The organism is Pseudomonas sp. FW305-7 (assembly GCF_058786735.1).
In genome coordinates, this window is record NZ_JBYSZA010000013.1 from 79,449 (window position 1) to 94,367 (window position 14,919).

At 60.1% G+C, this 14,919-nt stretch carries 11 protein-coding genes; 8 read left to right on the forward strand and 3 right to left on the reverse strand.

The features are described from left to right. Positions 1-58 precede the first annotated feature (58 nt). The 8 genes from AC3WMT_RS16955 (at position 59) to AC3WMT_RS16990 (ending at position 13,060) form a co-directional block, all read left to right on the forward strand. Complete coding sequence (locus AC3WMT_RS16955; RefSeq protein WP_103305511.1) at positions 59-655, forward strand: superoxide dismutase; 597 nt, start codon at positions 59-61, stop codon at positions 653-655. A 377-nt stretch (positions 656-1,032) separates the two neighbouring features. Beyond that, a complete protein-coding gene (locus AC3WMT_RS16960; protein ID WP_103305510.1) occupies positions 1,033-3,084 on the forward strand; it encodes a putative bifunctional diguanylate cyclase/phosphodiesterase in 2,052 nt (683 codons plus the stop codon). Between the two features lie 222 nt (positions 3,085-3,306). Beyond that, positions 3,307-4,653: an imelysin family protein gene (locus AC3WMT_RS16965; protein WP_103305509.1), complete on the forward strand. Its 1,347-nt coding sequence runs from the start codon at positions 3,307-3,309 to the stop codon at positions 4,651-4,653. Between the two features lie 292 nt (positions 4,654-4,945). Continuing rightward, positions 4,946-6,373, forward strand: coding sequence for a di-heme oxidoreductase family protein (locus AC3WMT_RS16970; protein ID WP_103305508.1), 1,428 nt, complete (start codon positions 4,946-4,948; stop codon positions 6,371-6,373). Between the two features lie 26 nt (positions 6,374-6,399). Beyond that, a complete protein-coding gene (locus AC3WMT_RS16975; protein ID WP_103305507.1) occupies positions 6,400-7,464 on the forward strand; it encodes an imelysin family protein in 1,065 nt (354 codons plus the stop codon). Between the two features lie 14 nt (positions 7,465-7,478). Next, on the forward strand, positions 7,479-8,579 hold the full coding sequence (locus tag AC3WMT_RS16980) for a DUF1513 domain-containing protein (protein WP_103305506.1): 1,101 nt from the start codon (positions 7,479-7,481) through the stop codon (positions 8,577-8,579). A 283-nt stretch (positions 8,580-8,862) separates the two neighbouring features. Continuing rightward, positions 8,863-10,011: an efflux RND transporter periplasmic adaptor subunit gene (locus AC3WMT_RS16985; protein WP_103305505.1), complete on the forward strand. Its 1,149-nt coding sequence runs from the start codon at positions 8,863-8,865 to the stop codon at positions 10,009-10,011. A 13-nt stretch (positions 10,012-10,024) separates the two neighbouring features. Beyond that, complete coding sequence (locus AC3WMT_RS16990; RefSeq protein WP_103305504.1) at positions 10,025-13,060, forward strand: multidrug efflux RND transporter permease subunit; 3,036 nt, start codon at positions 10,025-10,027, stop codon at positions 13,058-13,060. Between the two features lie 165 nt (positions 13,061-13,225). Here AC3WMT_RS16990 and AC3WMT_RS16995 read toward each other — a convergent pair whose 3' ends face one another. Genes AC3WMT_RS16995 through AC3WMT_RS17005 form a run of 3 tightly spaced genes read right to left on the reverse strand, consistent with a single transcriptional unit; the run spans position 13,226 to position 14,845 of the window. Next, positions 13,226-13,453: a hypothetical protein gene (locus AC3WMT_RS16995; RefSeq protein ID WP_034153490.1), complete on the reverse strand. Its 228-nt coding sequence runs from the start codon at positions 13,451-13,453 to the stop codon at positions 13,226-13,228. 2 nt (positions 13,454-13,455) lie between these two features. Beyond that, a complete protein-coding gene (locus AC3WMT_RS17000; protein WP_103305503.1) occupies positions 13,456-14,172 on the reverse strand; it encodes a lipopolysaccharide kinase InaA family protein in 717 nt (238 codons plus the stop codon). A 4-nt stretch (positions 14,173-14,176) separates the two neighbouring features. Then, positions 14,177-14,845 carry a class I SAM-dependent methyltransferase gene (locus AC3WMT_RS17005; RefSeq protein ID WP_103305502.1) on the reverse strand — a complete coding sequence of 223 codons (669 nt, stop codon included), beginning with the start codon at positions 14,843-14,845 and terminating at the stop codon, positions 14,177-14,179. Positions 14,846-14,919 lie beyond the last annotated feature (74 nt).

Here is a 14,919-nt window from a genome sequence, read left to right on the forward strand (position 1 = left end):
CTGGCCGCCCGTGATCGGCCTTGCGCTCACCGCAACAGACCTGATTAGGAGAATCATCATGGCTTTCGAATTGCCGCCGCTGCCTTACGCACACGATGCCCTGCAGCCGCACATTTCCAAGGAAACCCTGGAATATCACCACGACAAGCACCACAACACCTACGTCGTGAACCTGAACAACCTGGTGCCAGGCACCGAGTTCGAAGGCAAGACCCTGGAAGAAATCGTCAAGACTTCCTCGGGCGGCATCTTCAACAACGCCGCTCAGGTCTGGAACCACACTTTCTACTGGAACTGCCTGGCGCCAAACGCCGGCGGTCAACCAACCGGCGCGCTGGCTGAAGCCATCAACGCGGCTTTCGGTTCGTTCGACAAGTTCAAGGAAGAGTTCAGCAAAACTTCGATCGGCACCTTCGGTTCCGGCTGGGGCTGGCTGGTGAAAAAGGCTGACGGTTCCCTGGCTCTGGCCAGCACCATCGGCGCCGGCAACCCGCTGACCAGCGGCGACACCCCGCTGCTGACCTGCGACGTCTGGGAACACGCTTACTACATCGACTACCGCAACGTCCGTCCAAAGTATGTCGAAGCGTTCTGGAGCCTGGTCAACTGGAAGTTCGTTGCTGAGCAGTTCGAAGGCAAAACCTTCACCGCTTAAGCTGCGCGCCAGACAAAAAACCCGGCTGATGCCGGGTTTTTTTATGCCTTTGATTTCTGTAGGGGCTGCCGCAGGCTCGGGCCGCGGCAGATCCTGTAGGGAATAGCGTTTTTCTCACGATGAAAGCTGGCACCGACTGCTTGCCGGTGCAGCGCAGAGGGCTAACATCAAACAGAGGAAAATTTGTCTCGCCGCGCTCAAGTTGAGGACCGAAACTACCGACATAGTACAAATAGGGCTAATACTCCAGACAGCAGCATTCTGGCCAAGGCCACCAGCGAATGCTCCGGGGTCTGATTGTCCCTTTGACTGCCAACACGGGATTGCCAATACTCATGGCAAACTGACGCTACCCGCACGGAACAAGGAATAACCCTTTGAAGCTGGAACTCAAGAACAGCTTGTCGGTGAAGTTGCTCCGGGTCGTGCTCCTGTCGGCATTGATCGTCGGCGTGGTCTTGAGCTGCGCGCAAATTGTTTTCGACGCCTATAAAACTCGTCAGGCCGTGGCCAACGACGCTGAGCGCATCCTCGACATGTTCCGTGACCCCTCCACTCAGGCCGTCTACAGCCTGGACCGTGAGATGGGCATGCAAGTGATCGAAGGTCTGTTTCAGGACGACGCGGTGCGCCAGGCCTCTATCGGTCACCCCAACGAAGCCATGCTCGCGCAGAAATCCCGCGACCTGCAGCATTCCAACAGCCGCTGGCTGACCGATCTGATCCTCGGCCAGGAACGCACCTTCACCACGCAGTTGGTGGGTCGCGGCCCCTACAGCGAGTATTACGGCGACCTGAGCATCACCCTCGATACCGCCACCTATGGCGAGAGTTTTATCGTCAGCTCGGTGATCATTTTCATTTCCGGCGTTTTGCGTGCACTGGCGATGGGGCTGGTGTTGTATCTGGTCTATCACTGGCTGCTGACCAAACCGCTGTCGCGGATTATCGAACACCTTACCGAGATCAATCCGGATCGCCCCAGCGAACACAAGATTCCGCAGCTCAAGGGCCACGAAAAGAACGAACTGGGTATCTGGATCAACACCGCCAACCAGTTGCTCGAATCCATCGAACGCAATACCCATCTGCGCCACGAAGCGGAAAACAGCCTGCTGCGCATGGCTCAATACGATTTCCTCACCGGCCTGCCGAACCGCCAGCAATTGCAGCAGCAACTGGACAAGATTCTGGTCGACGCCGGCAAATTGCAGCGCCGGGTCGCGGTGTTGTGTGTAGGGCTGGACGATTTCAAAGGCATCAACGAGCAATTCAGCTACCAGACCGGTGACCAGTTATTGCTGGCCCTGGCTGATCGACTGCGTGCCCATAGCGGCCGCCTCGGCGCCCTCGCCCGGCTCGGCGGCGACCAGTTCGCGCTGGTGCAGGCCGATATCGAACAGCCTTACGAAGCGGCGGAACTGGCGCAGAGCATTCTCGACGACCTGGAGGCGCCGTTCGCCCTCGACCATCAGGAAATCCGTCTGCGCGCGACCATCGGCATCACCCTGTTCCCGGAGGATGGCGACAGCACCGAGAAGCTGTTGCAGAAAGCCGAGCAGACCATGACGCTGGCCAAGACCCGCTCACGCAATCGCTATCAGTTCTACATCGCCAGCGTCGACAGCGAGATGCGCCGCCGTCGCGAACTGGAAAAAGACCTGCGTGATGCACTGGTGCGCGATCAGTTCTACCTGGTTTATCAACCGCAGATCAGCTACCGCGACCATCGCGTGGTCGGGGTTGAGGCGCTGATTCGCTGGCAGCACCCGGAACACGGTCTGGTGCCGCCCGATCTGTTCATTCCACTGGCCGAGCAGAACGGCACGATCATCGCCATCGGCGAATGGGTGCTCGATCAGGCCTGCAAGCAGTTACGCGAGTGGCACGATCAGGGCTTCGTCGATCTGCGCATGGCGGTCAATCTGTCTACCGTGCAACTGCACCACGCCGAGCTGCCACGGGTGGTCAACAACCTGCTGCAGATGTATCGCCTGCCGCCGCGCAGCCTGGAACTGGAAGTCACCGAAACCGGCCTGATGGAAGACATCAGCACCGCCGCCCAGCATTTACTGAGCCTGCGCCGCTCAGGTGCACTGATCGCCATCGACGATTTCGGCACCGGTTATTCATCGCTCAGTTATCTGAAAAGCCTGCCGCTGGACAAGATCAAGATCGACAAGAGCTTCGTCCAGGATCTGCTCGATGACGACGACGATGCGACCATCGTTCGCGCGATCATCCAACTGGGCAAAAGCCTCGGCATGCAGGTGATTGCCGAGGGCGTGGAAACCGCTGAACAGGAGAGCTACATCATCTCCGAAGGTTGCCACGAAGGTCAGGGTTACCACTACAGCAAACCACTGCCGGCGCGGGAGTTGAGCGTTTATCTCAAGCAGGCGCAGCGCAGTAATGCGGCCATTCTTTAGAAGATCAAAAGATCGCAGCCTCGTTTCACTCGACAGCTCCCACATTTGAAATGCGCCCCCCTGCAGAAGCTGCCAAGGGCTGAGATCTTTTGATCCTGGTGTGCGAATAGGAAATATTTCCAAGCACTACCCTTTACACATAATGCGAAAGATTTGCATTATGTCGCAGTTTTGCGCACCCCCCGCGTGAGTCCATTCAATTACCGAAGCAGGATGTTCGCCATGATTCGTATGCCTCTGGCTACCGCCAGTCTGCTGGCCATCGCTATTTCCCTCGCCGGTTGCGGCGAAGGCAAAGACAAGGCTGCCGCCCCGGCCACGCCGACTCCAGCCGCCAGCACCGCTGCTCCAGCGGCCGCGCCAGCCGCTGCCGGTAAAGTCGACGAAGCCGCTGCCAAGGCTGTGGTTGCACACTACGCCGACATGGTCTTCGCCGTTTACAGCGATGCCGAATCCACCGCGAAAACCCTGCAAACTGCCGTCGACGCGTTCCTCGCCAAGCCGAACGCTGACACCCTGAAAGCCGCCAAGGCTGCCTGGGTTGCCGCTCGCGTGCCTTACCTGCAGAGCGAAGTGTTCCGCTTCGGCAACACCATCATCGACGATTGGGAAGGTCAGGTTAACGCCTGGCCACTGGACGAGGGTCTGATCGACTACGTCGACAAATCCTACGAGCACGCACTGGGCAACCCGGGCGCCACTGCCAACATCATCGCCAACACCGAAGTACAGGTCGGCGAAGACAAGGTCGATGTTAAAGACATCACTCCGGAAAAACTCGCCAGCCTCAACGAGCTGGGCGGTTCCGAAGCCAACGTCGCCACCGGCTACCACGCCATCGAGTTCCTCCTGTGGGGCCAGGATCTGAACGGCACCGGCCCTGGCGCTGGCAACCGTCCTGCTTCCGACTACCTGGAAGGTGCCGGCGCCACTGGCGGCCATAACGACCGTCGTCGTGCCTACCTGAAGTCCGTGACTCAACTGCTGGTCAGCGACCTGGAAGAAATGGTCGGTAACTGGAAGCCGAACGTGGCTGACAACTATCGCGCCACCCTGGAAGCCGAGCCGGCTGAAACCGGTCTGCGCAAAATGCTCTTCGGCATGGGCAGCCTGTCTTTGGGCGAACTGGCGGGCGAGCGCATGAAGGTTTCCCTGGAAGCCAACTCCCCTGAAGACGAACAGGATTGCTTCAGCGACAACACCCACAACTCGCACTTCTACGATGCCAAAGGCATTCGTAACGTTTACCTGGGCGAGTACACCCGTGTTGATGGCACCAAACTGACCGGCGCCAGCCTGTCGTCGCTGGTGGCCAAGGCCGATCCGGCTGCCGACACCGCACTGAAAGCCGATCTGGCCGCCACCGAAGCGAAGATCCAGGTCATGGTCGATCACGCCAACAAGGGTGAGCACTACGACCAGTTGATCGCTGCCGGCAACACGGCGGGCAATCAGATCGTTCGCGACGCCATCGCCTCGCTGGTCAAGCAGACCGGTTCGATCGAAGCCGCTGCCGGCAAACTGGGCATCAGCGACCTGAACCCGGATAACGCTGATCACGAGTTCTGATCACAGCGTCCGCGTCAAAAAAAGGCGACCTTCGGGTCGCCTTTTTCATACCTGCTTTTTGCGGTGATGCTGATGGCCTCATCGCTGGCAAGCCAGCTCCCACAGTTTTCGCGGCGTTCACACACTCCGGGTACAACACAAATCCTGTGGGAGCTGGCTTGCCAGCGATGGCTGCGCCTCGGTCTCGAGTGAAACCCTGCCGCAAATCAAGCAAACGATAATTCCTCTTATTCAATGCCCCCGGCCCTGTTAGACTTTGCGCCTTCAAATTTGCCCGTCCGCAGGATGTCTGATGCCCTCGCTGCCTCTTCGCTTGTCCGCACTGTTTCTGGCCCTGAGCCTGAGTGCCTGCGATGACGCCCCGCGTTTCACCAAGGCCGAGCCCGGTGAAGCACGCTCGGGGGGCGCGGCGACCGTGCGCAAGACCGATCAGAACGCATTCTCCCTGCCCTCGGCCAACCTGCCGCCGTCGCGGCGGGTGGACTTCAGCGTCGGCAACAGCTTTTTCCGCAGCCCGTGGGTGATCGCGCCGTCGACCACCACCGCCCGCGATGGCCTCGGCCCGCTGTTCAACACCAACGCCTGCCAGAACTGCCACATCAAGGACGGTCGCGGTCATCCGCCAGAAACCGGCGCGACCAACGCGGTGTCGATGCTGGTGCGCCTGTCGATTCCCGATGCGCCGCAGTTCGCCAGGCTGATCGAGCAGGTCGGCGTGGTGCCGGAGCCGGTCTACGGTGGCCAGTTCCAGGACATGGCCGTGCCCGGCGTTGCTCCGGAAGGCAAGGTGCGCGTCGACTACACGCCAGTGCCCGTGCGCTTCAAGGACGGCAGCGAAGTCGAACTGCGCAAACCGCTGTTACAGATCACCCAGCTCGGCTACGGCCCGATGCACCCGGACACGCGTTTCTCGGCCCGCGTCGCCCCGCCAATGATCGGCCTCGGCCTGCTCGAAGCGATTCCGGAAGAGGCGATCCTCGCCAATGCCACCGCGCAGGCCAAAGAAAAAAACGGCATCAATGGCCGGCCGAACCGCGTTTGGGATGACGAATTACAGAAAACCGTGATCGGCCGGTTTGGCTGGAAAGCCGGACAACCGAACCTCAATCAACAAAATGTTCACGCGTTTTCCGGTGATATGGGCCTCACCACCAGTCTGAGACCGTTCGATGACTGCACCGACGCGCAAACCGCCTGCAAACAGGCGCCGAACGGCAATGGCCCGGACGGCGAGCCGGAAGTCAGCGACAACATTCTGCGTCTGGTGCTGTTCTACAGCCGCAACCTCGCCGTCCCCGCGCGTCGCGGCGTCAACGATGAGCAGGTGCTGGCCGGCAAGAACCTGTTCTTCCAGGCGGGTTGCCAGTCCTGCCACACACCGAAATACACCACCGCTGCCAACGCGGCCGAACCTGAACTGGCCAATCAAGTGATTCGCCCGTACAGCGATTTGCTGCTGCACGACATGGGCGACGGTCTGGCCGACAACCGCACGGAATTCCAGGCCTCCGGCCGCGACTGGCGCACCCCGCCGTTGTGGGGGATCGGCCTGACCCAAGCGGTCAGTGGCCACACCCAGTTTTTGCATGACGGCCGCGCACGCAATCTGCTCGAAGCGGTGCTCTGGCACGGCGGCGAAGCTGCAGCTGCGCAGCAACAGGTTTTAGCTTTCAATGCCGAGCAGCGTGCCGCGCTGCTGGCGTTTCTGAACTCACTTTAAACACTTAAAAGAATCGGGAGCCCGACATGTTCCGTCCCAAGTTGTTGTTCACCAGCCTTGCCGCGCTTGCCCTCGGTGCTTGCTCGCCACAGGACCCGCAAGCAGTCACCTCGGCGGCCATCGCCAAATCGGTGATCCTGCCGACCTACACCCGTTGGGTCGAAGCCGACAAGCAACTGGCGGTCAGCGCCCTCGCCTACTGCCAGGGCAAAGAGAGCCTGGAAACCGCTCGCGCCGACTTCCTGCACGCGCAGAAAGCCTGGGCCGAGCTGCAACCATTGCTGATCGGCCCGCTGGCCGAGGGCAACCGTTCGTGGCAGGTGCAGTTCTGGCCGGACAAGAAAAACCTCGTCGGCCGTCAGGTCGAGCAACTGGTCGTCGCCCAGCCGCAGATCGATGCTGCCGCCCTGGCCAAATCCAGCGTAGTGGTTCAGGGCCTGTCGGCTTACGAATACATCCTGTTCGACGCCAAGCCTGATGTCGCCAACGCCGAACAGAAAGCCAAGTACTGCCCGCTGCTGATCGCCATCGGCGAACGTCAGAAGCAACTGGCCGAAGAGATTCTGCAGAGCTGGAACAACAGCGACGGCATGCTCGCGCAGATGAGCAAATTCCCGAACCAGCGCTACGCCGACTCCCATGAAGCGATCGCCGATCTGCTGCGTGTGCAAGTTACCGCGCTCGACACCCTGAAGAAAAAGCTCGGCACGCCAATGGGCCGCCAGAGCAAGGGTGTGCCACAACCGTTCCAGGCCGATGCATGGCGTAGCCAGTCGTCGCTGACCGCGCTGGAAGCCAGCCTCGCCGCCGCCAAAACCGTTTGGGAAGGCGTCGACAACAAAGGCCTGCGCGGTCTGTTGCCAGCCGAGCAAAAACCACTGGCGGACAAGATCGACGCCGCTTATGCCGCCTCGCTGAAACTGTTCGACAGCACCCAGCGTTCGCTCGGCGAAATGCTCGAGGACGACGCCGGTCGCCAGCAACTCAACGATATCTACGACAGCCTCAACGTCGTCCATCGCCTGCACGAAGGCGAACTGGCCAAGGCGCTGGGCATTCAACTGGGCTTCAACGCCAACGACGGTGACTGATGAGGGCAAGTGCCATGCTGCGACGCCAGGCTCTGACTTTAGGTAGTTTGCTGCTGGGAGCAGTGACACTGGGCGGCTGGACGCTGTTCAAGCGCAAGGATCAGAGCCCGCTGTTGCTCTCGGCTCGCGATGACACCGATGGCAAGCATTACGCCGTCGGTTATCGGCTCGACGGCACGCGGCTGTTCGCCACGCAAGTCGGCCAGCGTTGCCACGACATCATCAACCACCCGACGCTGCCGATTGCGTTGTTCGTCGCCCGCCGGCCGGGCACCGAGAGCTACCTGATCGACCTGCGTGACGGCACGTTGTTGCAGACCGTGACGTCGCAGCCGAACCGGCATTTCTACGGCCACGCGGTGATTCACAAGGATGGCGAGTACCTCTACGCCACCGAAAACGACACGACCGATCCGGGTCGTGGCTTGCTCGGGGTGTACAAATTTGAAGGCGAGCGGCTGGTGCACAGCGGCGAGATTTCCACCCATGGCCTCGGCCCGCACCAAGTGTCGTGGATGCCCGATGGCGAAACCCTGGTGGTGGCCAACGGCGGGATTCGGACCGAGGCGGAAAGCCGCGTCGACATGAACCTCAACGCCATGGAGCCAAGCCTGGTGCTGATGCAGCGCGACGGCACCTTGCTGAGCAAGGAAACCCTCGCCCAGCAGATGAACAGCGTGCGGCATCTGGGGATCGCCAGTGACGGCACCATCGTCGCCGGTCAGCAATTCATGGGCGCGTCTCACGAACGTTCGGAGTTGCTGGCGATCAAGCGTCCGGGGCAGCCATTCGTGGCGTTCCCGGTGCCGGACCATCAGTTACAGTCGATGGGGCATTACACCGCCAGCGTCGCGGTACACAGCGATTTGCGTCTGGTGGCGCTGACTGCGCCGCGTGGCAACCGTTTTTTCATCTGGGATCTGGACAGCGGCGAAGTACGCCTCGATGCACCGCTGGCCGATTGCGCGGGCGTTGGTGCGGTGAAGGACGGTTTTGTCGTGACCTCCGGTCAGGGCCGCTGCCGGTATTACGATTGCCGCCAGGATGAGCTGCTGGCCAAGCCGCTGGAACTGCCGGCGGGGCTCTGGGACAACCATCTGCACTTGATCGCATAACCCACCTGTTCTGAGTACGACTCATAACCTGTGGCGAGGGGATTTATCCCCGATCGGCTGCGCAACAGTCGCAAAACCATCGCACCCGGTTCAATTGACAGACCGCGGTTGCAGGTTTTGAGGTGGCTTCGCCGCCCATCGGGGATGAATCCCCTCACCACAGGTTTTGTGTTCAGACTTCTTCACTCCGTCCTCACCTGTAATAACTGCCAGTTGGAATCCCCCCTGAACTCGGAGTAATGTGCCCGCCTGTCTCACCTGATTTATCCAAGGAACTGGAAATATGCTGCGTCGCCGCATGCTGATCATGTTGGGTGTTGTGTTGCTGATCGTCCTGGTTCTGGGCGGGTACAAAGCCTTTTCGATCTATACGATGATCCAGGGCTTCTCCAAGCCGAAACCGCCGATCAGCGTCGCCGTGGCCAACGCCACCGAGCGCCCGTGGCAGATGCGTTTGCCCACGGTCGGCACGCTCAAGGCGTTGCAAGGCGTCGAGCTGAGCCTGGAAGTCGCCGGCACCGTCACCGAGCTCAAGTTCGAATCAGGGCAGAAGGTCAAAGCCGGGCAACCGTTGCTGCAACTCGACAGCGCCGTTGAAACCGCCCTGCTGGAAACCGCCAAGGCTGACCTTGGTCTGGCGCAACTGGACTTCGGCCGGGGCAGCCAACTGGTCGACAGCCGCGCGATCTCCAAAGGCGAATACGACCGGCTCTCCGCTGTTCTGCAAAAGAACAAGGCCACGGTCAATCAGCTCAATGCCTCACTGGCGAAAAAACGCATCCTCGCCCCGTTCAGCGGCACCATCGGCATCCGTCAGGTCGACGTCGGCGACTACCTCGCGAGCGGCACCAAAATTGCCACATTGCAGGACCTGAGCAGCCTCTACGCCGACTTCTACCTGCCCGAGCAGTCGGTGCCGAAACTCGCGATCGGCCAACCGGTGAACGTCTCGGCCGGCGCTTACCCCGGCCAGAACTTCCCGGGCAAAATCAGCGCGATCAACCCTATCGTCGAAAGCACCACGCGCAATATCCTCGTCCGCGCCACCCTGGCCAACCCCGACGGCAAACTGCTGCCGGGCATGTTTGCCAGCCTCGAAGTATTGCTGCCGGATCCGCAGACCCACGTCGTGGTGCCGGAAAGCGCGATCACTTACACCCTCTACGGCAATTCGCTGTACGTGGTCGGGCAGAAAAAAGCCGAGGATGGCAGCGTCGAAAAAGACGACAAGGGCCAACCGGTGCTGATCGCCGAGCGGCGCTTCATCGAAACCGGTGAACGCCGCGATGGCCTGGTGATGATCAACAAGGGCGTACAGAGCGGCGAACAAGTGGTGACGGCCGGCCAGATCAAACTGGACAACGGCGCACACATTGCCATCAGCGACGACAAGACCCTCGGCGAGCAGAACAGTCCGCCCCGCGCCGACTGATCAAGGAATCCCCATGGCTTTTACTGATCCGTTCATCCGCCGCCCGGTGCTCGCCACCGTGGTCAGCCTGCTGATTGTGCTGCTGGGCTTTCAGGCCTGGAGCAAGTTGCCGCTGCGCCAGTATCCGCAAATGGAAAACGCCCTGATCACCGTGACCACGGCGTACCCCGGGGCCAACGCCGAGACCATTCAGGGCTACATCACCCAGCCGATGCAACAGAGCCTGGCCAGTGCCGAAGGCATCGACTACATGACCTCGGTCAGTCGGCAGAACTTCTCGGTGATCTCGATCTACGCACGCATCGGCTCCAACACCGACCGTCTGTTCACCGAGTTGCTGGCCAAGGCCAACGAGGTGAAGAACAAACTGCCGCAGGACGCCGAAGACCCGGTACTGAGCAAGGAATCCGCCGACGCCTCGGCGCTGATGTACATCAGTTTCTTCAGCAAGGACTTGAGCAACCCGCAGATCACCGACTACCTGTCGCGGGTGATCCAGCCAAAACTGGCGACCCTGCCGGGCATGGCCGAGGCGGAGATTCTCGGCAATCAGGTGTTCGCCATGCGCCTCTGGCTCGACCCGGTGAAACTCGCCGGTTTCGGCCTCAGCGCCAGCGACGTGACCAACGCGGTGCGCCAGTACAACTTCCTCTCCGCCGCCGGCGAAGTGAAAGGCGAGTACGTGGTCACCAGCATCAACGCCAACACCGAACTGAAATCCGCCGAGGCTTTCGCCGCGATTCCGCTCAAGGTCAGTGGCGACAGTCGCGTGCTGCTCAGCGATGTCGCACGGGTGGAAATGGGTGCGGAAAACTACGATTCGATCAGCTCGTTCGGCGGCACGCCCTCGGTGTACATCGGCATCAAGGCTACGCCGGGGGCCAACCCGCTTGATGTGATCAAGGAAGTGCGCAAGCTGATGCCGGAGCTGGAAGCTCAACTGCCACCGAACCTGAAAAGCGAGATCGCCTACGACGCCACACTGTTCATTCAGGCGTCCATCGACGAAGTGGTGAAAACCCTGTTCGAAGCGGTGCTGATCGTCATCGTCGTGGTGTTCCTGTTCCTCGGCGCGCTGCGTTCGGTGGTGATCCCGGTGGTGACCATTCCGCTGTCGATGATCGGCGTGATGTTCTTCATGCAGATGATGGGCTACTCGATCAACCTGCTGACCTTGCTGGCGATGGTGTTGGCAATCGGTCTGGTGGTGGACGATGCGATTGTCGTGGTGGAGAACATCCACCGGCATATCGAGGAAGGCAAGACGCCGTTCGACGCGGCACTCGAGGGCGCTCGGGAAATCGCCATGCCGGTGGTGTCGATGACTATCACCCTGGCAGCCGTTTACGCACCAATCGGCTTCCTCACCGGGCTGACCGGTGCGCTGTTCAAGGAATTCGCCCTGACCCTGGCCGGCGCGGTGGTGATTTCCGGGGTCGTCGCGCTGACACTGTCGCCGATGATGTGCGCCTTTTTGCTGCGGCACGAGGAAAACCCCAGCGGGCTGGCGCATCGCCTCGACCGCATCTTTGACGGCCTCAAACGCCGTTACCAAAGCATGCTGCACGGCACGCTGAACACCCGGCCGGTGGTGCTGGTGTTCGCCGTGATCGTGCTGTGCCTGATTCCGGTGTTCCTCAAGTTCACCAAATCGGAACTGGCGCCGGACGAAGACCAGGGCATCATTTTCATGATGGCCACCGCCCCGCAGCCAACCAACCTCGATTACCTGAGCACCTACACCGACGAGTTCATCAAGATCTTCAAGGAGTTTCCGGAGTACTACTCCTCGTTCCAGATCAACGGCTACAACGGTGTGCAGGCGGGGATCGGCGGCTTCCTGCTCAAGCCATGGAACGAGCGCAGCCGTACGCAGATGCAAATTCTGCCCGAGGTGCAAGGCAAACTGGGCGCCATCCCGGGCTTGCAGATTTTTGGATTCAACCTGCCTTCCCTGCCCGGTACCGGTGAAGGTTTGCCGTTCGAATTCGTGGTCAACACTGCCAACGATTATGAACTGCTGCTGCAAGTGGCCGACCGGATCAAGAAGCGCGCCATGGAGTCGGGCAAGTTCGCTTTCGTCGACCTCGATCTGGCGTTCGACAAACCGGAAGTGGTGGTCGACATCGACCGCGCCAAAGCCGCGCAGATGGGCGTGTCGATGCAGGACCTCGGTGGCACTCTCGCCACTCTGCTGGGCGAGGCGGAAATCAATCGTTTCACCATCGAAGGGCGCAGCTACAAGGTCATCGCCCAGGTTGAACGGCCGTATCGCGACAACCCGGGCTGGCTGAACAATTACTACGTCAAGAACACCCAGGGTGAGTTGCTGCCCCTGTCGACGCTGATCAAGGTCAGCGACCGCGCACGTCCGCGCCAGCTCAACCAATTCCAGCAACTCAATGCGGCGAAGATCTCCGGCTTCCCGTTGGTGAGCATGGGTGAAGCGATCGATACGGTATTGCAGATCGCCCGGGAAGAGGCGCCAGCCGGTTTTGCGTTCGATTACGGCGGCGCGTCACGGCAATTCGTGCAGGAAGGCAGTGCCCTGTGGGTGACGTTTGCCTTGGCGCTGGCAATCATTTTTCTGGTGCTGGCGGCGCAGTTCGAGAGCTTCCGCGATCCGCTGGTGATTCTGGTGACAGTGCCACTGTCGATCTGTGGCGCATTGATTCCGCTGTTCCTCGGCTGGTCGAGCATGAACATCTACACCCAGGTCGGGCTGGTGACGCTGATCGGCTTGATCAGTAAGCACGGGATCCTGATCGTCGAATTTGCCAATCAGTTACGCAAGGACAAAGGCCTGAGCGCGCGTGAGGCGGTGGAAGAAGCCGCCGCGATTCGTCTGCGGCCGGTGCTGATGACCACGGCGGCAATGGTGTTCGGCATGGTGCCGCTGATTCTGGCGACCGGCGCGGGAGCGGTGAGCCGGTTTGATATCGGTACGGTGATTGCGACGGGGATGTCGATCGGCACGTTGTTTACGCTGTTTGTGCTGCCGTGCATCTACACCCTGCTGGCGAAACCGGATCCCAAACCAACCGCATAACCCTGTAGGAGCGAGCCTGCTCGCGAAGGCGGTGTGTCAGGCCCCCTGGTATTGACTGACACACCGCTATCGCGAGCAGGCTCACTCCTACATAGAGATCTGCGTTGCCCAAGGATAAAAAAAGGCCTCGCATCTGCGAGGCCTTTTATGTGGGCTTCAATCGGTTCAACTTTGCGGCCTCATCCCTTGCGAAAGTCCGAACATGAACAGCAACAAATCATGGTCGGGTTTGGTCGCCACGGAGGCTTTCGCCACCCGTGGTACCGCGCAGTGAGCATCGTCTACAGACGCGCCAACAACCTGCATGCGGGGCTGCTCCCAGGCAGCCACCGCCAGTGAAGCAACTGCCAAGGCCCCTACCAGGAACAAACCTCGTGCAATTTCGAGTTTCATCGCTATAAACCTTTGATAGCGCTGCCAAACGCCGTCTCGTAAAAATAGACGAGTTTCTTCCAGTCCGCGTCGCGGAACGACGAATGGCGGCGCAGTTGTTTCATGTCATGGGAGGCGGCGCGATAAGCGGTCAGGCGCTGGCGGCATTTCTCCAGATCAATCAATGCCACTTCAACTTTTGCCGATTCGCCCTCGCCCGTCACCCGTACGAAAACGTGTTTGATGTAGATGCAGCTGTGTTGCCAGCGACCCTTGTGCATACGCGCCAGGTTTTCGGCGAGATCCTTGAGCACACGCTCATAGATCGCATCGCCGCACTGATCGCGGCCACCGGCAGCAGCCAGCCAGTGTTCCAGTTCCTGGAAACCGTCCAGGGACTTGGTCACCAACAATGCCCGCCACTTGTGCTGCGGATCGGGCTGAGCGCCGCAGAAAACGATTTGCGGCACTCGCACACCGAGTTTGCTGACGCCGGTCAGCGCATCGAGTTCGCGCAGCACGGTCGGGCGGCCGAACGGATGCAGCCAGCTACGGTAAATATGTCCAGTCTGGCGTTTGGCATAGAGCAATTGGCCATCCCGGCCGACGATCCTTTGCACGCCACTTTCACCACCACGGCGAACATTCGGTTCTTCCACCCACTCACCGCGCTGACTCCAGTAGTAGTCGAAGCGATCCTGGGGAGCGACTTCCGTTTCTGCTGCAAATTGCACTGCCATCCTGTTACCTCTTGCGTAATACGTAAACCCGCCACATCGCATAGAGCGGAATAAAGTCCAGTTGTTCCTGAATGCGGAAACCCGCCTGTTCAAATTCTTTTTCAACCGTAGCAACCGGTAACACAAAGCGATTCTGGTAGTCGCGGTTGGGACGATCCTGCTCAGCTCGTTTGCGCTTCCAGGCCTTGAAATTGCCGTCGACCCACAAAGAAACGATCACGCTGTCGCGGGTGACGCGCTCGAATTCGCGCAAAATCGCCCGGCGGTGCTCGGCTTCACCAATGTGATGCAGCAGCCGCATGCAAAAAATGCTGTCGACGGCGTTATCCGGCAAAGCGATGTCGAACGCTGAGGTGTGCAAGGGTTGTACCCGTTTCACCACGTCGGCCGGTTGAGCTTGCAGTGCCGTCTTGATCATCGACTCGGAGTTATCCGCACCGATGATCACCCGGTTGTGCTTTTCCGCCAGCAATGGCCAGAAGCGTCCGGCACCGCAGGGTAGATCCAGCACCAGACCAGGTTCACCGGCGAGTGTCAGAGCCTTGCGGGCCAACTGCTCGTCACGCCAGTGGGACAGGCGACGGCCAAGACTTTCTTTGTGTTTGCGCAGGTACTTCTGCGCATGTTGATCGTCGTACTTTTCTGAAAAATCGAGCTTGATCGGGCCGGCCATCACCAGGACTCCTGAGTTACTGATGACGCCACCTTAAGCAGCGGCGTGTCAGCGTCAGGTCATCCGGTTGTGAA

Excerpts from the sequence above, each read along its gene's own strand:
- AC3WMT_RS16970 (WP_103305508.1), top strand. The coding sequence starts at position 4,946 with ATGCCCTCGCTGCCTCTTCGCTTGTCCGCACTGTTTCTGGCCCTGAGC.
- AC3WMT_RS16985 (WP_103305505.1), top strand. The coding sequence starts at position 8,863 with ATGCTGCGTCGCCGCATGCTGATCATGTTGGGTGTTGTGTTGCTGATC.
- AC3WMT_RS16955 (WP_103305511.1), top strand. The coding sequence starts at position 59 with ATGGCTTTCGAATTGCCGCCGCTGCCTTACGCACACGATGCCCTGCAG.
- AC3WMT_RS17000 (WP_103305503.1), bottom strand. The coding sequence starts at position 14,172 with ATGGCAGTGCAATTTGCAGCAGAAACGGAAGTCGCTCCCCAGGATCGC.
- AC3WMT_RS16965 (WP_103305509.1), top strand. The coding sequence starts at position 3,307 with ATGATTCGTATGCCTCTGGCTACCGCCAGTCTGCTGGCCATCGCTATT.
- AC3WMT_RS16995 (WP_034153490.1), bottom strand. The coding sequence starts at position 13,453 with ATGAAACTCGAAATTGCACGAGGTTTGTTCCTGGTAGGGGCCTTGGCA.
- AC3WMT_RS16990 (WP_103305504.1), top strand. The coding sequence starts at position 10,025 with ATGGCTTTTACTGATCCGTTCATCCGCCGCCCGGTGCTCGCCACCGTG.
- AC3WMT_RS17005 (WP_103305502.1), bottom strand. The coding sequence starts at position 14,845 with ATGGCCGGCCCGATCAAGCTCGATTTTTCAGAAAAGTACGACGATCAA.
- AC3WMT_RS16975 (WP_103305507.1), top strand. The coding sequence starts at position 6,400 with ATGTTCCGTCCCAAGTTGTTGTTCACCAGCCTTGCCGCGCTTGCCCTC.
- AC3WMT_RS16980 (WP_103305506.1), top strand. The coding sequence starts at position 7,479 with ATGCTGCGACGCCAGGCTCTGACTTTAGGTAGTTTGCTGCTGGGAGCA.